The 20,313-nt window shown below is 69.4% G+C and carries 19 protein-coding genes; 4 read left to right on the top strand and 15 right to left on the bottom strand.

Annotated elements, in window-relative coordinates; all coding sequences use genetic code 11:
• Positions 1 to 26 precede the first annotated feature (26 nt).
• Genes J3476_RS04820 through J3476_RS04810 form a run of 3 tightly spaced genes read left to right on the top strand, consistent with a single transcriptional unit; the run spans position 27 to position 3,018 of the window.
• Positions 27 to 797, top strand: coding sequence for a class I SAM-dependent methyltransferase (locus J3476_RS04820; RefSeq protein ID WP_286182610.1), 771 nt, complete (start codon positions 27 to 29; stop codon positions 795 to 797).
• Between the two features lie 49 nt (positions 798 to 846).
• Complete coding sequence (locus tag J3476_RS04815; RefSeq protein WP_163672058.1) at positions 847 to 2,325, top strand: glutamate--cysteine ligase; 1,479 nt, start codon at positions 847 to 849, stop codon at positions 2,323 to 2,325.
• 33 nt (positions 2,326 to 2,358) lie between these two features.
• A complete protein-coding gene (locus J3476_RS04810; protein ID WP_207065408.1) occupies positions 2,359 to 3,018 on the top strand; it encodes a class I SAM-dependent methyltransferase in 660 nt (219 codons plus the stop codon).
• A gap of 3 nt (positions 3,019 to 3,021) precedes the next feature.
• Here the strand turns inward: J3476_RS04810 and mftD are convergent, their stop codons facing one another.
• Both mftD and mftA read right to left on the bottom strand, forming a co-directional pair.
• Complete coding sequence (mftD, locus tag J3476_RS04805; protein ID WP_207065389.1) at positions 3,022 to 4,194, bottom strand: pre-mycofactocin synthase MftD; 1,173 nt, start codon at positions 4,192 to 4,194, stop codon at positions 3,022 to 3,024.
• Between the two features lies 1 nt (position 4,195).
• A complete protein-coding gene (mftA, locus tag J3476_RS04800; RefSeq protein WP_207065388.1) occupies positions 4,196 to 4,291 on the bottom strand; it encodes a mycofactocin precursor MftA in 96 nt (31 codons plus the stop codon).
• 157 nt (positions 4,292 to 4,448) lie between these two features.
• Here mftA and mftM point away from each other — a divergent pair, with 157 nt between their 5' ends.
• Positions 4,449 to 5,333 (top strand): mycofactocin oligosaccharide methyltransferase MftM, encoded by an 885-nt coding sequence (gene mftM, locus J3476_RS04795; RefSeq protein ID WP_286182606.1) that lies wholly within the window; start codon positions 4,449 to 4,451, stop codon positions 5,331 to 5,333.
• Between the two features lie 18 nt (positions 5,334 to 5,351).
• On the opposite strand, the gene J3476_RS04790 is transcribed toward mftM, so the two are convergent.
• The 13 genes from J3476_RS04790 to mrf all read right to left on the bottom strand — a co-directional run bounded on the left by J3476_RS04790 (position 5,352) and on the right by mrf (position 20,244).
• Positions 5,352 to 5,990 carry a response regulator transcription factor gene (locus J3476_RS04790; RefSeq protein ID WP_207065386.1) on the bottom strand — a complete coding sequence of 213 codons (639 nt, stop codon included), beginning with the start codon at positions 5,988 to 5,990 and terminating at the stop codon, positions 5,352 to 5,354.
• Entirely contained in the window at positions 5,987 to 7,330 is a 1,344-nt protein-coding gene (locus J3476_RS04785; RefSeq protein ID WP_286182605.1) for a histidine kinase, read from the bottom strand. Before J3476_RS04785 ends, J3476_RS04790 begins: the two co-directional genes overlap by 4 nt.
• 19 nt (positions 7,331 to 7,349) lie before the next feature.
• Positions 7,350 to 8,576: an iron-containing alcohol dehydrogenase gene (locus J3476_RS04780; protein WP_207065385.1), complete on the bottom strand. Its 1,227-nt coding sequence runs from the start codon at positions 8,574 to 8,576 to the stop codon at positions 7,350 to 7,352.
• 131 nt (positions 8,577 to 8,707) lie between these two features.
• The gene (locus J3476_RS04775; RefSeq protein ID WP_207065384.1) at positions 8,708 to 10,231 is read right to left on the bottom strand and encodes a VWA domain-containing protein; all 1,524 of its coding nucleotides are present in this window, start codon (positions 10,229 to 10,231) and stop codon (positions 8,708 to 8,710) included.
• Positions 10,232 to 10,250: 19 nt separating this feature from the next.
• Positions 10,251 to 11,432 (bottom strand): MoxR family ATPase, encoded by a 1,182-nt coding sequence (locus J3476_RS04770; RefSeq protein ID WP_207065383.1) that lies wholly within the window; start codon positions 11,430 to 11,432, stop codon positions 10,251 to 10,253.
• Between the two features lies 1 nt (position 11,433).
• A complete protein-coding gene (gene mdo, locus J3476_RS04765) occupies positions 11,434 to 12,726 on the bottom strand; it encodes an NDMA-dependent methanol dehydrogenase (RefSeq protein WP_207065382.1) in 1,293 nt (430 codons plus the stop codon).
• 196 nt (positions 12,727 to 12,922) lie between these two features.
• Complete coding sequence (gene egtE, locus J3476_RS04760; RefSeq protein WP_207065406.1) at positions 12,923 to 14,002, bottom strand: ergothioneine biosynthesis PLP-dependent enzyme EgtE; 1,080 nt, start codon at positions 14,000 to 14,002, stop codon at positions 12,923 to 12,925.
• Positions 14,003 to 14,016: 14 nt separating this feature from the next.
• On the bottom strand, positions 14,017 to 14,985 hold the full coding sequence (egtD, locus tag J3476_RS04755) for an L-histidine N(alpha)-methyltransferase (RefSeq protein ID WP_207065381.1): 969 nt from the start codon (positions 14,983 to 14,985) through the stop codon (positions 14,017 to 14,019).
• Entirely contained in the window at positions 14,985 to 15,674 is a 690-nt protein-coding gene (gene egtC, locus J3476_RS04750; protein WP_163672067.1) for an ergothioneine biosynthesis protein EgtC, read from the bottom strand. Before egtC ends, egtD begins: the two co-directional genes overlap by 1 nt.
• A complete protein-coding gene (gene egtB, locus J3476_RS04745) occupies positions 15,667 to 16,971 on the bottom strand; it encodes an ergothioneine biosynthesis protein EgtB (RefSeq protein WP_207065380.1) in 1,305 nt (434 codons plus the stop codon). The genes egtC and egtB overlap by 8 nt, the downstream gene beginning before the upstream one ends.
• A gap of 7 nt (positions 16,972 to 16,978) precedes the next feature.
• The gene (gene egtA / locus J3476_RS04740; RefSeq protein ID WP_207065379.1) at positions 16,979 to 18,253 is read right to left on the bottom strand and encodes an ergothioneine biosynthesis glutamate--cysteine ligase EgtA; all 1,275 of its coding nucleotides are present in this window, start codon (positions 18,251 to 18,253) and stop codon (positions 16,979 to 16,981) included.
• Between the two features lie 143 nt (positions 18,254 to 18,396).
• A complete protein-coding gene (locus J3476_RS04735) occupies positions 18,397 to 19,026 on the bottom strand; it encodes a sensor domain-containing protein (RefSeq protein ID WP_207065378.1) in 630 nt (209 codons plus the stop codon).
• Between the two features lie 102 nt (positions 19,027 to 19,128).
• On the bottom strand, positions 19,129 to 20,244 hold the full coding sequence (mrf, locus tag J3476_RS04730) for a ribosome hibernation factor-recruiting GTPase MRF (RefSeq protein ID WP_207065377.1): 1,116 nt from the start codon (positions 20,242 to 20,244) through the stop codon (positions 19,129 to 19,131).
• Between the last annotated feature and the right edge of the window lie 69 nt (positions 20,245 to 20,313).

Below are 20,313 nucleotides of genomic sequence, written 5' to 3'. Positions count from 1 at the left end.
TGTGCGCACCGGCCATAGTGGAGGCCATGGGCACCACATCGGTGGATAGGGGCATCGCCGCGATGCCGCGCGGCGGGCCGAACGCGTCGTGTCTGGACCGACTGCTGCAGACCGACCGACCGGAGTACCTGGACCGGGACTCCGTCGAGGCTGCGGACGAGGCACGCAAGCGCAGCGTGATCCGGGCCCTGGACTGGACCGGCGAGGTGTTCGGCAACCACGACAGGTTCGCCCAGCTCGTCCTCGACGAGGTCGCCGATGTCGCCGATCCGCGCATCCTGGAACTCGGCGCCGGCCACGGCGGGCTGTCCCGCCGACTGCTCGACTGGCATCCGACAGCGCGGTTGACCGTCACCGACGTCGACGAGGAATCCGTCCGTGCGATCGCCGCCGGGGAGCTCGGCCACCATCCCCGGGCGACGGTGCGGACCATGGACGCCACCGCCATGGACGCCGGCGACGACGAGTTCGACCTGGCGGTGTTCGCACTGTCGTTCCACCATCTGGCGCCTGAAGCAGCTGCCCGGGTGTTCGCCGAGGGCACGCGGGTGGCGACCCGGTTGCTCATCGTCGATCTGCCGCGGCCGCCCGCGCCGCTGCACCTGCTTCGGCTGGCCACGATGCTGCCGTTCGCACCGCTGGTGCCGTTCGTGCACGACGGCGTCATCAGTTCGCTGCGCGCGTACAGCCCCTCGGCGTTGCGGGCGCTGGCCGCGTATGCCGACCCCGACATCGAGGTGACGTTGCGCGGAGGTCTGCTCAGCCCGCAGGTGGTGCTCGCGACGCGGCCACACTGAATCTGGGCACAAACCCACGCAAAGCCCCCGCCTCCCCGACAATGGCGGAGTGGGTGAGGAACTCAAGCACACCAGCTTCGGACCGGGGCACCGGCGCGACTACCGGCGCAAGGTTCAGCTGTGCCTCGACGTCTTCGAGACGATGCTCGCCAAGTCCAGCTTCGACTTCGAGAAGCCGCTGACCGGCATGGAGATCGAGTGCAACCTGGTCGACGCGGAGTATCAGCCGGCGATGAGCAACTCCGAGGTGCTGGCCGCGATCGCCGACCCGGCGTACCAGACCGAATTGGGTGCCTACAACATCGAATTCAACGTGCCGCCGCGCCGGCTGCCCGGGCGTGCGGCGTTGGACCTGGAAGCCGACGTGCGTGCCAGCCTCAACGCCGCCGAGGCCAAGGCCAGCACCGACGGCGCGCACATCGTGATGATCGGCATCCTGCCGACGTTGATGCCCGAACACCTCACCGGCAGCTGGATGAGCGAGTCGGTGCGCTACCAGGCGCTCAACGACTCGATCTTCACCGCGCGCGGCGAGGACATCATGATCGACATCGCGGGCCCCGAGCGGCTCAGCCTGCAGACCGCCTCGATCGCCCCCGAATCAGCCTGCACCAGCATGCAATTGCATCTGCAGGTCTCGCCCGCCGATTTCGCCGACAACTGGAACGCCGCGCAGGTGCTGGCCGGACCCCAGTTGGCGCTGGGGGCCAACTCCCCGTTCTTCTTCGGACATCACCTGTGGGCCGAGACCCGGATCGAGTTGTTCGCCCAGGCCACCGACACCCGACCCGATGAGCTCAAGACCCAGGGGGTCCGCCCCCGGGTGTGGTTCGGTGAACGGTGGATCACGTCGATCTTCGATCTGTTCGAAGAGAACGTGCGCTACTTCCCGTCGCTGCTGCCGGAGATGTCCGATGAGGACCCGGTGGCCGAACTGGCCGACGGGCGCACCCCGAAGCTCTCGGAGTTGCGTCTGCACAACGGCACCATCTACCGGTGGAACCGTCCGGTCTACGACGTCGTCGAGGGCAGACCGCATCTGCGGGTGGAGAACCGTGTCCTCCCGGCCGGGCCGACCGTGTTGGACATGATGGCCAACTCGGCGTTCTACTACGGGGCGCTGCGTGCGCTGTCCGAAGAGGATCGCCCGTTGTGGACGAAGATGAGTTTCGCTGCGGCTCATGCCAACTTCCTGGAGGCGGCCCAGAACGGCATGCAGGCCCGACTGTACTGGCCCGAGCTCGGCGAGGTGACTCCCGACGAGCTCGTGCTGCGTCAGTTGCTCCCGCTGGCCGACGAGGGCCTGCGCAGGTGGGAGGTGGCCGCCGAGGTCCGGGACCGCTATCTCGGCGTCATCGAGGGCCGCGCGAAGTCCGGCCGCAACGGAGCCGCCTGGCAGTCCATGACGGTCGAAGCGCTGCAGGGCCGCGGCCTGAGCCGGCCTGATGCGCTGGCCGAGATGCTGCGGTTGTACTGCCAGGGCATGCACAGCAACGAGCCGGTGCACACCTGGGAGGTGCCGGCGTAGGTTGGTCTCATGGCACCGGATAGCTCAGAGGTGATGGACTGGGACAGCGCCTATCGCGGCGAGAGCCCCGGGTTCGAGGGGGCGCCGCCGTGGAACATCGGCGAGCCCCAGCCGGAGCTGGCGGCGCTGATCGACACCGGTGGGGTGCGCGGTGAGGTGCTCGACGCCGGGTGTGGTTACGCCGAGCTGTCGTTGGCCTTGGCGGCACAGGGTTTCACCGTGGTCGGCATCGAGCTCACCCCCACTGCTGTGGCGGCCGCGCGCCGTGCGGCCGAGGAGCGCGGGCTGTCCACTGCGACGTTCGTGCAGGACGACATCACCAGCTTCACCGGCTTCGACAACCGCTTCGACACGATCATCGACTCGACGCTGTTCCACTCGCTGCCGGTCGAGGCGCGGGATGCCTACCAGCAGGCGGTGTTCCGCGCGGCCGCGCCGGGGGCAACCTACTATGTGCTCGTCTTCGCCGAGGATGCGTTTCCCGCCGAGATGGAGACCAAGCCCAACGGGGTCGACGAGGACGAGTTGCGTGCCGCGGTGGGGCGGTACTGGTCGATCGACGAGATCCGGCCGGCGTTCATCCATGCGAACATGCCCGATACCCCGGAGTTCTCGATGCCCGAACACGGGCGCGACGACCGCGGCCGGATGAAGATGCCGGCATTCCTGCTCACCGCCCACAAACCCGCGTAGTCGTCAGGCGCCGAGGTCGCGGCGGAAGCCGTCGGGGATGACGAGGTCGGCGGCTCTGAGCTCGTCGATCGACGACAGTCCGAGCCCCAGCAGCGCGGAATCGATTCCGCCACGCAGGATGTCGAGCACATTCTCCACGCCGCTCTGACCACCGGCGGCCAGTCCCCACAGATAGGCGCGGCCGATCATGACCGCCCGCGCGCCGAGAGCGACCGCCTTGACGACGTCGCTGCCCCGTCGGATCCCGCCGTCGAGAACGATCTCGATCTGATCACCGACCGCGTCGGCGATCGCCGGCAGTGCCCTGATCGGTGCCGGGGTGCCGTCGAGGTTGTTGCCGCCGTGGTTGGAGACCGAGATGGCGCTGACCCCGGCGTCGACGGCACGCTTGGCATCGTCGACACGCATCACGCCCTTGAGCATGAACGGCCCGCCCCACTGCTCCCGCAGCCACCCGATGTCCTCCCATGTCGGCAGCGGAGTCTGCATCCATTCGCCGTAGGCGCCGAAGAACGTCGGAGCCTCGCCCCCGTCGGCCAGGTTGGGGGCGGTCAGATCGGGAATTTTGCCGGCCTTGGCGAACTCGGCGAGCCAGCGAGGCCGGCGCAGGCCCTCGGGCGCGAAGCGCAGCATCGCCCGTAAGTCCATCTTCTCGGGGATCGCCGGGCTGCCCCAGTCCCGTCCGCTGGAGAACGACCAGTCCGTGGTGATGATCAGACCCACCGCACCGGCCCGTCGGGCACGTTCCATCCGGGCGAGCAGCCGGTCCCGGCCACCGGTCCAGTACATCTGGAAGAAGGTCTGCGGGTTCGCCGCCGCGACCTCCTCGACGGACTTGCTCGCGAACGAGGACAGACCGATGGCGGTGCCGCGTGCCGCAGCAGCGCGTGCCACCGCCACTTCACCGTCCGGGTGGACGGCCTGGACCCCTGTGGGGGAGATGAGTACGGGCATCGACAGTGACTGCCCCATGATCGTCGTCGCCATATCGCGCTTGGCGGACAGCCCCGCGACGTGTGGGGCGAACCCGATCTCGCTGAACGCCGAGAGGTTGTCACCGACCGTGACGCCCTTCTCGGAGCCGGCCACCAGAGCGCTGTAGACACTGGGCGGCAACCGCTTCTGGGCACGCCGCTGAGCCTCGGCGACCGTCTCGAACCAACCGGTGGCAGCCATCTCAGTAGACCCCGCACATTCCGTCGATCGACACTTCCTCGACCAGGGTCTCGGTGACGATCTCGGCGTCCGGCTCTTCGTTGGCGATACGCTCCATGGCGGCTCCTTCCCGACGTGGTGTGCCTCGACGTTATGGCACCCGGTGCCCACGGGGCACTCGCCAACCGGGCAGGACCTGCCCGCCCGGACGGGCGCGACGATCCACCCGTTCGGAGCGCGCGCGTCCAGCTCATCGATCAATAGCGTTGGGGGCTGTGACCGCCGCGCTGCTCGACCCGCTCGCCCCCAGCGATGCCGGTGTGTGGAGCTGCGCCGGTGTCCGGGTGCGGCGCCGCCGGAATCCGCATCACCGGCACGCCGCCCAGACTGCCACGTGCACAACGCGATTCTGCGTGCAACGGTACGGGGAGGTGCTGCTCGTCGACCACGACCTGACCCCCGACGAGCTGTCCGACGATCTGGCCGTCATGTTGGCCGACGAGCTGGTCGACAGTGGCGTATTGCGGGGGCAGACCGAATTCGAGTTGGTCTTCACCGGTGTCGTGCGCTCGACAGTCGTTGGGGGACTTGACTCGTGGTCGCGTTTCTACCGCAACTCCGTCGCGCGCCTGGAGGAGGGCACCGCCGCGTTCGCCCCGATCCACGCCTTCGCCGCGGGGCAGGTGCGGGGCCGGCAGGTGATCGACCTCGGTTCGTGTTTCGGGTTCTTCCCGTTACGGCTGACACAGCAGGGATTCGACGTGCTGGCCACCGATCTCAGCGCGCCGGTGATGCGCCTGTTGGCCGAGATGAGCACCGAGATGCGGCGGCCTCTGCACACGCTGGTGTGTGACGCCGCCGACGCCCCGCTGCCCGACGGGTGCGCAGACACCGTCACCGCGCTGCATCTGATCGAGCATCTGCCCACCGCGTCGATCACCGCTGTGCTGGACGAGGCGGTGCGGCTCGCCCGCCGCCGCGTGATCGTCGCCGTCCCCTACGAAGCCGAGCCGCGTGCCTGTTACGGCCATGTGCAGCGGTTCGATCCGGCTGTGTTGCAAGCGCTGGCGACGGCCACCTGCTCGGCTCATCCCGGGTGGACGGCGCACGTCCACGATCATCACGGCGGCTGGCTGATCCTGGATCGCCGAGCAGGTTGAGCGCGCGGTCGCGCCCCCTCAGATGAGGCCGCGCTTGCTGGCCGCGTACACCGCCTCAGCCCGGCGGCTGACCTCGAGCTTGCGCATGATGTTGCTGACATGGAACTTCGCGGTGGTCGCCGAGATGTAGAGCTTCTCGCCGATCTTGTTGTTGGACAACCCCGCCGCCAGCAGACGCAACACCTCCAGCTCGCGGTCGGTGAGCTGCTGACGTGCCTCGGCGCGACCGGACATCGAGCGCACCACGGCTGCGGCACTGCGGGAGTCGAACGCACTGTCGCCCGCCGAAATCGCGCGGATGGCACGGACCAGTTCGGTGGTGTCGACGTCCTTGACGACGTAGCCGCGGGCGCCGGCGTGCACCGCCCGCACCACGAGGTCCTCGTCGAGGAAGGTGGTGAGCACCAACAGCCCGAGGTCGGGGTAGGCCGCAGAGAGTTTGGTGCACAACGTCAGTCCCTCGAACTCCGAGCCGGCCGACAGCTTGAGGTCGAGAAGCACGACGTCGGGAGCGGTGGCCCGCACCACCGCTTCGGCTTCCGCCTCCGAGGCGGCCTCGCCGACGACGACCAGATCGTCGGCGCGTTCCAGGACCGAGCGCAACCCCTGCCGCAGGATCGCGTGGTCGTCAACGAGCACAAGCCGGATCTCGCTCATGGGTGGCGGCTTTCTTCTGGATCCGACTGCGGGTACGGGATGCGGGCCACCACCCGGACACCGCCGATGCGGGCGCGGTGGACGTCGAATGTGCCGCCGTGTTCGTGGGCGCGGGCACGCATGTTGGCCAGGCCGCGGTGTCGGCCGTCGACGTCGGTGGCCTCGGCCAGCTGCAGGATCAACCGCATCTTGGCCGGGTCACCGGTGCCGTCGTCGGCGATCGCCAGGCTCACGCCGAAGTCGTCGTAGGTCAGGCGCAGCTGCGCTCGGGTGGCGTTGCCGTGCATGGCGGTGTTGAACAGTGCCTCCCCGGCGATGCGCAGCAGCGCGTGTTCGACCTCGCCGGGCAGTTCAACGCGCGGACCCGTGACCCGCAGGCCCACCCGCAGATCTTCGGGCATGTGCACGGTGGCCAGCTGGGCCAGCATCTCGGCCAGGCTGGACCGATGGGCGTCGTCGCCGGGCTGGTTGAGCGCATAGATCGCCGAGCGCAGCTGCTCGCTCGCCGATCGGGTCAGATCCTTGGCCAGGTCGAGTCGCTCCCCCAGGTCCTCGCGACCGTCGAGGCCGTCGATCTCACTGCGGCACACCTGGATCTGCATACCTGCCGACAGCACGGTCTGCGCGACGCTGTCGTGCAGCTCACGCGCGATGCGGTGACGTTCGGAGTCGAGCACCTGATGGCGTTGGGCGGCACCGAGTTCCCGCTGGGTCGCCAGGAGCTCGGCGTTGCGCGCCTCGGACTGCGCCAGCAGTGCCAGCGACTTGGTGAACAGCGCCGAGTTCTGCAACGCCACCGCGGTCTGCCCGGCCAGGATGCGCATCACCACCGCGTCGGTCTCGTCGAGGGTGCGGTGCGTGGGCGTCCACGCCGCGAACGCGCCGATCACGTCTCCGTCGAGCTCGATGGGCACGTGGGCGTGCCGGCTCTCGATGACCGGCGAGCGGAACTGCGCGAGTTGCCCGCGCAGGATGTCGTTGAGCCGGTTGAGCACCGCGTCGGGCAGGTGAGGACCGGGGTCGCGAGCTTCGGAGAGTCCTTCGAAGGCGTACACCACCCCGTCCGAGTCGACGATGAGGTGCCGGACACTGGCCTCGGGCAGCGCGCCGTCGGCCAGGGCGAGCAGCACCCACTCCGCCTCGAGGTGGGCGCGGGCCGCCTCGGCGACCGCGCGCATCAGGTTCTCCGGCCCTTCGGTGGTCCGCACCAGCGCGCGCGAGATGGTGTCCAGCGCCGTCACCGTGCGGTGCAGACGCTGAGCCGTGACCCGCAATTCGGGATAGAAGCTGCCCTTGCCCGACCGTAGCCCGGTCAGCCGCGCCAGATCGGGGGCGGTCACGGGGCCGCCCCGGCGGGCGTCACATCGCCGCCTGGAACAGCGCGCGCATCTGCTCTTCGTCGGCGGGGCGCGGATTGGTGCTCATGCAGGCGTCCTGCAACGCGGAGCGGGCCAGCCGCGGCAGGTCTTCGTGACGCACCCCGAGCGCGGCGAGCCCCCGCGGCACCCCGACGTCGCGGGCCAGCCGATCGATGCGGTCGGCGAGCGCCAACGCGGCCTCGGCCGCCGGGGACCGCGGATCGGCCACCCCGAGGCAGGTGGCGATGACGGCGTAGGGCTGCAGGTCGGCTTCGGCGTTGAACCGCACCACGTGCGGCAGCAACACCCCGTTGATCACCCCGTGCGGCAGGTCGAGCAGGCCCCCGACCTGGTGACTCATCGCGTGCGCGGCTCCGAGGATCGCGTTGGTGAACGCCAGCCCGGCTTCGAGGGCAGCCTGGGCCATCAGCACGCGCGCCGACATCTCGGCGGGCCGCTCCATGGTGCAGACCAGGTTGTCGGTCACCATCTGCACGGCCCGCAGCGCGTGGTGGTCGGTGAGTTGGTTGTGGCCCAGCGACACGAACGCCTCGATGCCGTGCGTGAGGGCGTCCAGACCGGTGGCCGCGTTGAGCCAGTCCGGCATCGTGGTCAGCAAACGAGGGTCGATGACGGTGGTGTCGGGCACCAGCGCGCGGCCCAGGATCGTGATCTTGGTGTTGCGGGTGGTGTCGGTGACGATGCAGAACTGCGACACGTCGGCCCCGGTCCCCGACGTCGAGGGGACCACCACCAGCGGCGGGATGGGCACCTGCGCCTTGTCGACGCCCTCGTAGTCGAGGATGTCGCCACCGTTGGCGGCTAGGATGGCAATTCCCTTGGCGGCGTCGATGACCGATCCGCCGCCGACGGCCACGAGCACGTCGCAACCCTGCTCGGCGTAACGCTGATAGCCGGCGGCGATCTCGTGATCTTTCGGGTTGGGCGTGAGGTCGTTCCAGACGACCGCCCGCACACCCTGCTCACGCATATGCGCGACCATCTCGTCGACCCAGCCCGCCGCGATCAGCCCGGGGTCGGTCACCAGCATGGGACGCAGCGCACCGAGGCGCAGCGCGGCATGCGCGGCCTCGGCCATCGAGTCAACGCCGAACACGATCTCCGGCGCGTGGAACTTCAGCAGCCGCGGAGCGACCGCCGCGTGGGCCCGATCGGTTTCGGCCGTCAGCGTCGGGTAACGCGTGTCTGCCGAGGTGGGTCCTCTCATGTCCAGCTTCGCCACGGTCTCGCCTCGTCCTGCCCGTCCCGGACGCACCGAATGTGACCCGGGCAACATTGCATGCTCCAGGGTACGACCCGGCCTGGTCGCCTCGACGCGGTTCGTGGCGTGCGCCTTCCTCACCGCCCGACCGCCTCGGCCGCGAAGTCGTGCGCCGCGCGCTCGAGACCGGTCAGGTCGGCCACCACGCGCACCCGGTCGCAGTATTCGGCGTACGCCGGCAGATCGCAGCTGCCCAGGCCCCACGAGTAGCGCGGTTCGGGGGTCAGCCAGACGGTTTCGCGGGCGCGGCGGGTGATCTCCTCGAACGCCGCCAGGTTCGGGTCCTTGGCGTTGTTACGGCCGTCGCCGAGCACCAACACGGTCGTGCGGCGGGTCACCGCCGAAGAGTGTTCGGCCAAAAAGTCCCCGAACACGGCGCCGTAGTCGGAATTGGCGGCCACATCGATGACGTCACCCCCGAAGATCAACCCCAGCGCCCGCTCACCGGCATGGTCGCGGAACAGCTCGGTGGTCTCGGCGACCTCGGCCACGAACGCGAACGAGCGCACCTGGGTGAACAGGTCCTGCAGCCCGTGCACCAGGCTCAGCGTGAATCGTGAGGTCGCGCGCACCGAGAGGCTGACGTCGGCGAGCACCACCAGCCGGGGGCGGTCCTCGGCGCGCCGGGTGGTGACCGGGACGAACGGCACGCCGTCGAAGCGCATGTTGCGCCGCATGGTCCGTCCGGAGTCGACCCTGCCTGCGGCGGTGACCCGGTGCCGGTGGGTCAGTGCACCGTGCAGCGTGCGCGCCAGCCTGCGCAGCGAGTCCTCCAGATCCGCGCGTTCGCGCTCGGCGATACGGTCGACGGTCGCCTCCCGGCGCTCGGTCGTCTCGACGATCCTGGTCTCCAGCGCGAGCAGCGCCTCGAGGTGACGTTTGAGGGCCTGCGGCAGGTTCTCCAGCACCCCGGCCAGCCGGGCCCGTAACGCGGCGGCGTCGGTTTCGTCGCCGGACGCGTCGTCGAGTTGGCCGTCCAGCCAGCCCAACAGCACCTCTTGTTCGGCGATGGACAGCTCCGCATCGACCGGGGTCCCGCTCGCCGTGGCCAGGCTGCCGGCGGTGCCTGCGCCGCTCAGCCGCTCCGTGCTCAGCTGCATGCGGTAGGACTCGTCGTCGCCGGTGCGACTGTCCTTGGAGAAGGCGATCTCGTCGGTCAGCGCGGCCAGGTCGATCTTGTTGGCCTCCTGATGCAGGTTGTAGCGCTGGGCCAGGTCCTCCTGCTTGAAGTAGTCCCGGATACTGGCCGGCTTACCGTGTTCGTGGCCGGGTTGCGGTGTCTCGCTGGGCTCTTCGGAGAGCGTGAACGACTCCAGGTCCCCGGTGTCGGCGAGATCGTCATGAGCGTGGGAGTGACCGTGCCCGTGTTCGTCCGGGCCGACACGCACCAACGAGAAGAAAGCGTCGAAGATCTCGTCGAACACGGCCTCGTCGCGATGGTCCTTCACCAGCGCCACCCGCAGCGCGGTGCGCAGCACGGTCCGCGACGACAGCACATCGGGCTCGGCGGCGCAACGCATCGCGTCCAGCGCTTCGGGGATGGACACCCGCACTCCGGCCAGCCGCAACAGCCGGATGAATCGGTGCAGGGTCGCCTCCATGGCTACTGGCTCCGCATCGCTACAGCGCCCGCCGGCGGCCCAAAGATGCCGTCGGCCCGGACTGCCCGGCCTTCTTCGGGGTGCCGTAGTAGCCGTCGGTGAATCGGCCCGGCTTGTCCTTGGCGGCTCGCACCGCCCGGCCGTCGCCACCGTGATCGTCATCCCCGTGACCGTGGCCGCGCTCATGGCCATGATCGTGGGAGTGGCCGTCGTGGGAGTGGCCGTCGTGGGAGTGGTCGTGAGAGTGGCCGGCGTGGGACTGACCGTTGCGCAACGTGGCCGGCACCGTGGCGTTCGGATCCACCAGGCGCGGCAGCGCGTCGAGGGCCTTACGTACGTCCTTGTCGTACTTGACCACGACCGAGACAGTGTCGGAGAGCACCCGCGCGGACAGTTCGTCGACGCCGAGAACGGCCAGGGTGCGGGCCCAGTCCAGGGTTTCGGAGATGCTGGGCGCCTTGCGCAGTTCCAGCTCCCGCAGACCGCGGACGATGTCGACGAGCTGCGCGGCCAGCGCGTCGGGCAGTCCGGTCTTCTTCGACCGCACGATCTCGAGTTCCCGCTCGGCGGCCGGATAGTCCAGGAACAGGTGCAGACAGCGCCGCTTCAGCGCGGCCGCCAGGTCCCGGGTGTTGTTCGAGGTCAGCACCACATACGGCGGGTGCTTGGCCGTGAAGGTGCCGATCTCGGGAACCGAAACCTGGTACTCGCCCAGCAATTCCAGCAGCACCGCCTCCAGGGCCTCGTCGGCCCGGTCGATCTCGTCGACCAGGAGCACGACCGGTTCCTCGGATCGCACCGCCTCCAACAGCGGGCGCGGGGCCAGGAACCGGTCGGAGAAAAACACGCTCTCCTGGGCGCCGATCCGCTCTACCGCCTCGCCGAGATCGGCTGCATCGGAGACGATCTGGCCGATCTTCTCCCGCAAGATCTGGGTGTAGAGCAGTTGCTTGCCGTAGTCCCACTCGTAGAGCGCCTTGGTCTCGTCCTGACCTTCGTAGCACTGCAGCCGCAGCAGTCGCCGGCCGGTGGCGGCGGCGAGAACCTTGGCCAGCTCGGTCTTCCCGACCCCGGCCGGCCCCTCGATCAGCAGTGGTTTGTCCAGGCGGGTCTGCAGGAACACGGTGGTGGCCAAGCGCTCGTCGGCGATGTATCCCTCGCCGGCGAGCGCCTCGCGCACCTCCTCGACAGTCGAGAACATGTCAGGGCAGCAGCTCGTCGAGGTCGCCGTTCATGCAGTGCTCGACCACCGGGCGCACGGTGTCGAACGTGCACTCCTTGGCGTTCCCCGGGGTGCAGGCGTCACCGAGCACGTGGTTGGTGATGCGGTCGACGTCGGCTTTGTCGCCCTTGATCACCGGAGCATTCTCGTAGAACTTGGTCGGCCCCTTGCCCAGCCGGTTCTTCGAGTAGCTGTCCTGCTTGACGTCGGTGAACTTCTCGATGATGTTGACGTCGCGCAGCAACCGGATCGCGGCCGCCAGCGCGGCGTCGGCGGCCTGCACGTCGGTCATGCCGTAGGTGTCCACCCCCATGGCCGCAGCGATGTCGGCGAACCGCTTGTAGGCCACCGGCATGTTGAACGCCCACACCCGCGGCAGCGCGATCGCGTTGTTCAGGCCGTGGTGGGTGTCGTAGAACGCGCTGACCGCGTGCGAGATGGAGTGGATGATCCCCAGGCCGCCGGAGTTGAACGCCTGCGCGGCGATGTACTGCGCGTACATCATGCCCTCGCGTCCCTTGAGATCAGTTCCGTTCCAGGTGGCCTCACGCAGGTTCTCGGCGGTCAGCTTGATCGCGCGGATCGCGTTGCCCAGTGACGGTTCGAAGTTCAGCCGCGACACGTAGGGCTCGGAGGCGTGCGCGAGCACGTCGAAGCCGCACTGCGCGGTGTAGTCCACCGGGCACTCGTAGTAGAGCACCGGGTCGTCGACGGCCAGGGTCGCCACCGACGCGTCGTCGAACGCGACGTACTTGTGCGGGTTGTCCGGATCGGTGGTGGTGTCGGTGATGACGTAGGCCCACGACGTCTCCGAGCCGGTGCCCGCGGTGGTCGAGATCGCGATGTGCGGCGGGTTCTTGGGGTTCTCGCTCTTGTTGAAGCCCTCGAAGTCGTTGACGTTGCGGCCGTCGTGGGCGATCGAGATGCGGGCGCCCTTGCAGGCGTCGTGGGTGGAGCCGCCACCGATGGAGACGAAGCTGTCGCATTCGTTCTCCTGGTACAGCTTGACGGAGTCCATGACGTTGTAGTCCTTGGGGTTGGACTCCACCTGGTCGTAGACGACGACCTCGAGCCCGTGCCACTTCAGTGATTCGGCCATGTTGTGCACGATGTCGGTGCCCCGCAGCCCGGAGGACATCAGCAGGGTGCGCTTGAACCCCATCTTGAGGGCTTCGGGACCGACCATCTCGTGTGCGCCGGGACCCATCATGGCGCGGGGGAAGGGGTGGAATTCCTTGATGGGGAAGGGCTTGAGGAGATCTTCGACCTTCATGGTGTGGTCCTTTCCGGGCCGTGGCGACGATGCAGCAGGGATGAGTCGGTGCTCTGAGATGGCACGGTAGGCGCGCAGATGTGAGCTAGGGAACAGCTGGACGGCAAGACCGAATCGTCGGGCAGCGCAAGTGCACACGACCGGACAGTGGCGGACCTACCCGATCGGGCAGGTCCGCAGCGTCATGGCGAGTGGGTCAGGGGGTGACAGCGTGCAGTGCGCCCGCCACGGCGGCGAGCTCGGCATCGGTGACGTCGACATGCGGCGACACGCGCAGCGCCGGCTCGGCCATCTCCCGCGGTGCTCGCTCCAGCCCCAGGTAGGTCGTCACGATGGAGTGCTCGGCGATCAACCGGGCGCGCACATTCGCGGGGTCGACACCCGGCGGCGGGCGCAGTGTGGTGATCGCGCTGGGTTCGTCGACCGGCTCCACGACCGCCCAGCCTGCGACACCGGCCAGTGCGGTGCGGGCGGCGGCCCCGACCTCCCGCAGTCGGGCCTGCATCTCGGCGGGTCCGGCCGCCACGTACTCCCCCAGGGACAGGGAAAAACCCACGTGCAGGCCGACATTCGTTTCGGCGTGGCCGAGTCGCAGCACGGTCGGTTCGGACAGCAGACCGGGCCTGGTGGCCAGCACGCCGACACCGCGCGGGCCCGCGACCCACTTTCGCGACGACGAGTAGAACGCGTCGGCACCGATCCCGGCGCAGTCGAGGTGGCCGAAACCCTGTGCGGCGTCGATGACGACGGGCACTCCGAGGTCGCGGCACACCGCGGCCAGCTCGCGGGCGGGCTGCACCGTCCCGGTGTGGCTACCCAGAATCGTGAAATGCACCAGCGGCGGCGGGTCGGCCGACAGCGCCCTGCTCGCCTCGCCGACGTCGAGTCGGCCGGCGCCGTCGACGGGCAGAGTCCGCACCTCGAACCCGCGCCGCGCCATGATGGCCAGATTCGGCCCGAACTCACCGGGTAGGCAGGCCAGCCGACGCGCGCCGCGCCAGTCGTCGAGCAGGATGTCCAGGGCGTGGTTGGAGCCGGTGGTGAAGTACACGTCGGCGTCGGCCATGCCGGTGAGCGCGCGAACGGCGGCCCTACCGGCATCCACTGCGGGGCCGGCGGCATGCGCGGCCTGGTATCCGCCGATCTCGGCTTCGTGGCGGGCGTGGGCCGCCGACGCGTCGATGACCGCGAAACTCTGCCGCGAGCAGGCCGCGCTGTCGACATGGATGCCCGCCGCGGGCGGGCGGGCGACCCGCCATTGTTCGGCGAGCGTCATGTCACCAGATGTGCTCACTTCACCGAGAGCGACAGCCCGAAGTCGCCGGCCTCGTCGGTCCACCAGTGGGTGCGCTCCAGTCCGGCGGCGGCCAGCTCGGCGTCCACCCCCGATCGGCGGAATTTGCACGACACCTCGGTCAGCATCTCCTCGCCGTCGGCGAAGTCGACGTCGAGGTCCAGCGCTGTGATGTGCACCCGCTGCGGACGCGTCGACCGCAGCCACATCTCGATGCGCTCCTCGTCGGCGTTCCACTTGGCGACGTGCTGGTAGGCGGGCACGTCGAAGTCCGCCCCGAGTTCGCGGTTGACCACGGTGAGCACGTTGCGGTTGAACTGCGCGGTCACCCCGGCACTGTCGTCGTAGGCACGGACCAACCGGTCGACGTCTTTGACCAGGTCGGTGCCCAGCAGCAACGTGTCACCGGGCTGCATCATCTCCGAGACCGACGCGAGGAACTCGGCACGCGGTCCGGGCGTGAGGTTGCCGAGCGTGGAGCCCAGGAACGCCACCAACCGCCGGCCGACGGCCGGGATCTTGCCCAGATGTTCCTCGAAATCACCGCACACCGCGTTGATCTCGACACCCGGGTACTCCTGTTGGATGGCCTGCCCCGCCAGCTGAAGCACGCTGGGGTCGACGTCGAACGGGATGAAGCGGCGCAGCGACCCCTGCTCGCGCAACGCGTCCAGCAGTGCCCGGGTCTTCTCCGAGGTGCCGCTGCCCAACTCGACGAGGGTGTCCGCCCCGGAGGCGGTGGCGATCTCACCCGCGCGGGCGGCCAGGATCTGCGCCTCGGCGCGGGTCGGGTAGTACTCGGGCAGCCGGGTGATCTGATCGAACAGGTCGCTGCCGACCGCGTCGTAGAACCACTTGGGCGGCAACGTTTTCGGCTGCTGCGTCAACCCGTCGCGGACGTCGCGGCGCAGCGCCGCGTCGGCGGCGTCCGCGGCAAGGTAGTTGTCGAGCGACAGGTCGGTCATCACAATCCTCTCAGGGGCGTCAGCGTCACCTCTGTGCCGGTGACGTCGACGAGGTGGCGGTCCGGGACTTCCTGCCAGGACGGGTCGTCGTCGTAGGGTTCGCTGGCGATGACGACCCCATCGGGTCGGCGTAACACCGACAGGGTGTCCCCCCAGGTGGTGGCCAGCATCCGGGAGCCGTTGGCGGCCACGATGTTCAGCCGCGCATCGGGATCCCCGGCGGCCACCTCCACGATGGTGTCGCCGAGGTGGTCCAGACCGCGGTCGAAGATCAGCGCGGCGAGCAGCGCGCTGTCATTGGTGGACTCGGCTCGCCGCGACATCGGCAGCACCGCGCGGTCGACGATTCCGTTGTGCGACAACAACCAGGTGCCGTCGGTGAACGGCGCCGACGCCGAAGCCTCGACGGGCATGTTCACACTCGCCGAACGGACGGCAGCGACGACGCACCCGCTGGACAGCGCCGGCGCCACCGACGCGAACGACGGGTCTCCCCACAGCGGGGAGGCGCTGCGCCACCGCCGGGGCACCGACCGATCGAAGAAGCCGACACCCCAGCCGTCGGCGTTCATCAGTCCGTGCTTCTGGCGGCGCGGCGCGTAGGACTGAACCAGTAGACCCGAGGGCGGCTCCAGCATCAGCGACGCGACCGACACCGGCTCTCCGAGCCAGCCCAGATGCCTACACATGCGCGTCCCAGGCCAGTCGCACACCGGAGAAGATCTGCCTGCGGATCGGGTGGTCCCAGTTGCGGAAGCTGGGCCGCAGGATTCCCGGCGCGACCGCCCACGACCCGCCGCGCAGCACCCGGTAGTCGCCGGTCGTGACTCCGTCGAAGAACGGCTGGGAGTAGTTCTCGTAGACCATCGGGGTGAAGCCGGGCCACGGCCGCAGCGGTGAGGACGTCCATTCCCACACGTCGCCGAGCATCTGTTCGGCACCGTAGGCTGACGCCGAGGCCGGGTAGGCACCGACGGGCGCCGGTCGCAGACCGTCCCCGCCGAGGTTGGCCAGCGCGGCCGTGGGTGCTGACGCTCCCCAGGGGTAGCGGCGCCGGGTTCGGGTGGCCGGGTCCCAGGCGCAGGCCTTCTCCCACTCGACCTCGGTGGGTAGCCGGGCCCCGGCCCACGACGCGTATGCCTCGGCTTCGAAGTAGGTGATGTGCTGGACGGGCTCGTCGTCGGGGATGTCCTCGACGTGGCCGAACCGGGTGCGGGTGCCCGTGAGCGCCCCGTCGCCCCAGAACAGCGGGGCGGTCAACCCGGCCTGTCGGCGATGGGTCCAACCTTCGGCCGACCACCAGCGGGGCTCGCGGTAGCCGCCGTCGTCGATGAAACCGCGCCATTCGCCGTTGGTCACCGGCACCCGGCCGATGCGGAACGCGGGAACGTCGACGACGTGGGCGGGACGTTCGTTGTCGAGCGAGAACGGCTCGGTGGTGGCGTCGACGCCGAGAACGAACTCCCCGGCGGGCACCAGCACCGACGTCCCGGCCACCCCGGTGCGCCCCGGAGGTAGAGCCGCGCCGCGGCCGAGCAGCGGGGCACCGGATCGCAGGCTCAACGCCTGCAGCATCGTCTCGTCGTGTTGGTTCTCATGGCTGACCACCATCGCGAACGTGAAGGCGTCGGGGTGGTCGTCGGGCAGGGCCTCGAGCACATCGAGGGCACGGCCGCGCACGGTGTCGCAGTAGGCGCGCGCATCGGCCGGCGGCAGCAGCGGCAGCTCGCCGCGGCTGGCGCGCGAGTGCGTGAACGCGTCGTAGAGCTGGTCCACCTGCGGGCTCAGCAGCCCCGGGCGGTCGGCGTTGCCGCCGCGCAGCAGCCACCACTCCTCCTGCTGCCCGATGTGCGCCAGGTCCCAGACCAGCGGGCTCATCAGCGGGTCGTACTGGCGGCGCACCTCGGCGTCGTCGAAGTCGACGAGCCGCAGCGTGCGTTGCCGGGCCTTGGTCAGCTCGTCGGCGAGCACCTCGTGTGTGGTCACATCTCCCCTACATCTCGGCGTGGGCCAACTGCCGCACCGCGCCCGCGATGCCGTGCTCGACGGCCCGGTCGGCGAAGTCGTCGGCTGGGCACCATCCTTGTTCGACCGAACGCACGAGCAGCTGCATGGATTCCTCGACCGCCGCGGGTGCCCTCTCAGCGGCGGCCTGCACACACCGTTTCGCCGCGTCGTGCAGCCGCCGGTCCTGCAGCCCGGTGCGGGCGGCACAGTCCCATGCCGTGGCCACCGGCTCGGTCGCCTCGGCGGCGACGGCGGCGGCCGACGGGTCGTCGAGCAGCGTGGTCAGCGTGAACACCACGGCGGGCCAGATCGCGTCCGGGGTGCTGTCGAGGTAGCGGATCTCCAGGAAGCCGCGCGGCCGCACCGGCGGGAACAAGGTGGTCAGGTGGTAGTCGAGATCCGCCAGGGTCGGGCGCCGGTCATCGAGGAGCACCGTGCCGTCGGCCCAGTCGGCGAACGGGACCCACTGGGTGATCGGGGTCGGTTCGGAACCGTGCACCAACATGACCGGCGCGCGGAGGGCGTAGCGCGCCCAGTCACTGGCCGGGTCGTCGCCGCTTTCCCCGAGGATCGGCCCGCAGCGCGCCGAGTCCAACCGGCTCCACACCCGCTGACGCGACGACCGCCAACCGGTGAAGCTGCCGTGCTGGATGGGGGAGTTCGCGGCGACCGCCACCATCACCGGGCCGAGCGCATGCGCCAGCCGAACCCGTTCACTCCACCCGGAGCGCGGCCCTGCGTCGAGATTGACCTGGACCGAGGCCGTCGACGTCATCATCGCCGCGCCCGCCTCACCGGTCCCGCTGGCCTCGAAGAACTGCTCCATCGCCTGATAGCGGCCTCCCGGATTCACGCGCCGGGCCGGCCGGATCGGATCCACGCCGAGCAGGACCAGACCCAGACCCGCCTGCGCGAAGCGGGTCTTCAGGACAGCCCGGTCCCGCGCGATCGCCGCGATCGCCGCGGGGGCGGCGTCGAACGGGGGCCCCGAGAGCTCGACCGCTCCGCCGGGTTCGACGGTGACGACACTGCCTCCGGGCAGCGGTGGCAACGCCGCGATCACCGCGGTCAACTCGTCCCAGCCGGGACGGCGCGTCGGATCGGCCAGGTCGTAGCAGTGCGCCTCGATCTCCAGCCCCACCTGCCCGACCGGACCGTCGGTCAGACATTGTTCGGCGACGTGCTGGGCGGCATCTTCAGCGCTGGTCAACGGCTCGGCGCAGCCGACAGCGGCGCCCTCACAGACGGTGGCGCGGGCCATGTCAGCCCCTTCCGGGTCGGGAACGGTCGCTGCCTTCTGTGTCCATCTTCCAGACCGCACCGACAAAGTCCCGCGTTCGGCAAGTGACACGTGGGTGACGTGTACCCGAATTCACCCGCCGTTACGTGACCTGATCACGTGACCTACTGGCCCAAGGTGTTCTGCATCGCCCCGGCCAACACGTTGACCGCGGGTCCGCCGTTACCCGACTGGCACACCTTGGCCTGCAGCAACACGTTCTCCCGCAACCGGGTGGTGACGAAGCAGCGCCGGTCTGTCCCGGCTTCCTGCTTGACCCAGTCGGCCTCGGTCGCCGTCGTCACGCCACCGGTGAAGGTCCACACCTGGGTGGTGAAGTTGTCCAGGTGCATCGCGGTGGTCTGGCCGTTGCATCGACTGGTGCGGTCGACGACGCGGTGGAAGGCGCGGTCGGCAGCGTCGGTGGTGGCGAACACTCCCACGGATTGCTTGACGAGGTGGGTCATGTCGGTCGGCGTTTCCTGCGCCACCGCACCGCTGAACGCGGCCAGGTCGGGATCGTCGTAGACCTCGGGCAGACCGATGTCGGCCCAGTTGTTGCAGGCCGGGTTGTCCACCCAGAAGGACTGGAACGGCTCGGTGAACGTCCACTCGTGGTTCAACCGGGCACCGACGATGTTGCTGACCGACCCCTTGGGCAGGACGGCGTAGTTGACCACGCCTGGAGCGGACGGACTCGCCGACGCCGCGACGGCCAACGGCACACCCATCAATGCGGCGGCGACACCGGCCATAAGTCGGAGGCCGCGCACGTCAGACCTCGGTCGCTCGCGTCACGGCGGCGGGGTTCGCCTGGTCTTCGATGCTCATGCCACCGATCATGCCAGTCCGCCGGATCAGGCGTCCTCGGTCAGAAGCCGGTCGAGGTGCCAGTCCCCGAACGGATCGGGATAGTGGCGCCACGACTTCGGTCGGGCCATCTCGTCCTCGGTGAGCAGTGCCCCCCGCAGTCCGGCCAGGATCTCCTCCGGATCGGCACCGCACACCAGCACGGTCATCGACGTGTGCCGGTCACCGTGCCGGTCACTCCATGCCAGATCGGCCATCGCGCGCCGTTCGGGGTCGACATAGGCGACCTCGCGCGACGTCATCGCCGCCAGCCACGGTCCCGCGTGGTCGACCCGCAGGCCACCGCCGGCCGATTCCAGCCACATGACCCGATCGGTCCTGTTGGCCAGCCAGAGCCGGCCCCGGCTGCGGACCACGCCTTCGAGCAGCAGGTCCACGGCGGCGTGGAGCCGCTCCGGATGGAAGGGGCGGCGTGCGGCGAACTCCACAAGCCTCACCGGGCCCATCGGCTCCAGGGGCGGCTGCCCGGCCAGCAGTGGCCCATGCGGGTTGTCGCTGCGGCCGCGGCGCGCGTCCGGCCGCAGACCTGACAGCGCCCGTTCCAACCGCTCGGGCCCGACGGTGATGCGGGCCTTGGGCGCCAGCCGCCGGGTGACGGCGAGGGTGTCGGGATGCGGGTCGGACAGCACGACGACGTCGGCGAACTCGACCTGCCCCACGAGCACCTGCGCCACCGTCCTGCCGTCGTCGAGTTCCTCCTCGCCGACCGCTCCGGGGAGCCAGGTCGGTGTGTGCACCGCAGTGACCACCGCGCTGAGCGCGACGTCGCGCGCACATGCCGACCGGGTCAGCGCGAAACACAAGTGCTCGGGCTCGGTCCACGGCGAGAGGCGGACGACGATGCGCTCGACGCCGGGCCGACGGTGCAGCGCACGCAGGTGGTCGAGCAGGTCGTTGCGCACCGTGCAGGCCACACAACAGTTCATGAGCTCGAGCACCGTGTCGGCGCTGACATGCACCCCGTTCTGCACCGTGACCGTCCGGCGGTGCACGACGTGTCCGTCGAACCAGTGCTCGACCAGGGCGGTGCCGGGCACGAGGAGGACGTGAGCGATCTCGTCGGTGTCGCACTGGCCAGCCACGACGATGACCGGGGTCCGCATACTTCCTCCTCTATCGGGAACGATTTTCATCAGGACGTTGTTCACGCTACAGTCGACGACACCAGTTGT

The sequence above is a fragment of the Mycobacterium sp. PO1 genome (genome assembly GCF_017312405.1).
Classification (GTDB): domain Bacteria; phylum Actinomycetota; class Actinomycetes; order Mycobacteriales; family Mycobacteriaceae; genus Mycobacterium.
Note: the sequence above shows the minus strand (reverse complement) of the source record. Positions and strands in the feature narration are given on the sequence as shown.

Bases quoted from the DNA above. Each gene is read 5' to 3' on its own strand.
- mftD (WP_207065389.1), bottom strand. From the start codon at position 4,194: ATGGCTGCCACCGGTTGGTTCGAGACGGTCGCCGAGGCTCAGCGGCGT.
- egtD (WP_207065381.1), bottom strand. From the start codon at position 14,985: ATGACCGACCTGTCGCTCGACAACTACCTTGCCGCGGACGCCGCCGAC.
- mrf (WP_207065377.1), bottom strand. From the start codon at position 20,244: ATGCGGACCCCGGTCATCGTCGTGGCTGGCCAGTGCGACACCGACGAG.
- egtA (WP_207065379.1), bottom strand. From the start codon at position 18,253: ATGGCCCGCGCCACCGTCTGTGAGGGCGCCGCTGTCGGCTGCGCCGAG.
- J3476_RS04775 (WP_207065384.1), bottom strand. From the start codon at position 10,231: ATGGAGGCGACCCTGCACCGATTCATCCGGCTGTTGCGGCTGGCCGGA.
- J3476_RS04790 (WP_207065386.1), bottom strand. From the start codon at position 5,990: ATGAGCGAGATCCGGCTTGTGCTCGTTGACGACCACGCGATCCTGCGG.
- J3476_RS04735 (WP_207065378.1), bottom strand. From the start codon at position 19,026: ATGGCCGGTGTCGCCGCCGCATTGATGGGTGTGCCGTTGGCCGTCGCG.
- J3476_RS04770 (WP_207065383.1), bottom strand. From the start codon at position 11,432: ATGTTCTCGACTGTCGAGGAGGTGCGCGAGGCGCTCGCCGGCGAGGGA.
- egtC (WP_163672067.1), bottom strand. From the start codon at position 15,674: ATGTGTAGGCATCTGGGCTGGCTCGGAGAGCCGGTGTCGGTCGCGTCG.
- mdo (WP_207065382.1), bottom strand. From the start codon at position 12,726: ATGAAGGTCGAAGATCTCCTCAAGCCCTTCCCCATCAAGGAATTCCAC.
- egtE (WP_207065406.1), bottom strand. From the start codon at position 14,002: ATGACGCTCGCCGAACAATGGCGGGTCGCCCGCCCGCCCGCGGCGGGC.
- mftA (WP_207065388.1), bottom strand. From the start codon at position 4,291: ATGGAGCGTATCGCCAACGAAGAGCCGGACGCCGAGATCGTCACCGAG.
- J3476_RS04780 (WP_207065385.1), bottom strand. From the start codon at position 8,576: ATGAGAGGACCCACCTCGGCAGACACGCGTTACCCGACGCTGACGGCC.
- J3476_RS04810 (WP_207065408.1), top strand. From the start codon at position 2,359: ATGGACTGGGACAGCGCCTATCGCGGCGAGAGCCCCGGGTTCGAGGGG.
- J3476_RS04820 (WP_286182610.1), top strand. From the start codon at position 27: ATGGGCACCACATCGGTGGATAGGGGCATCGCCGCGATGCCGCGCGGC.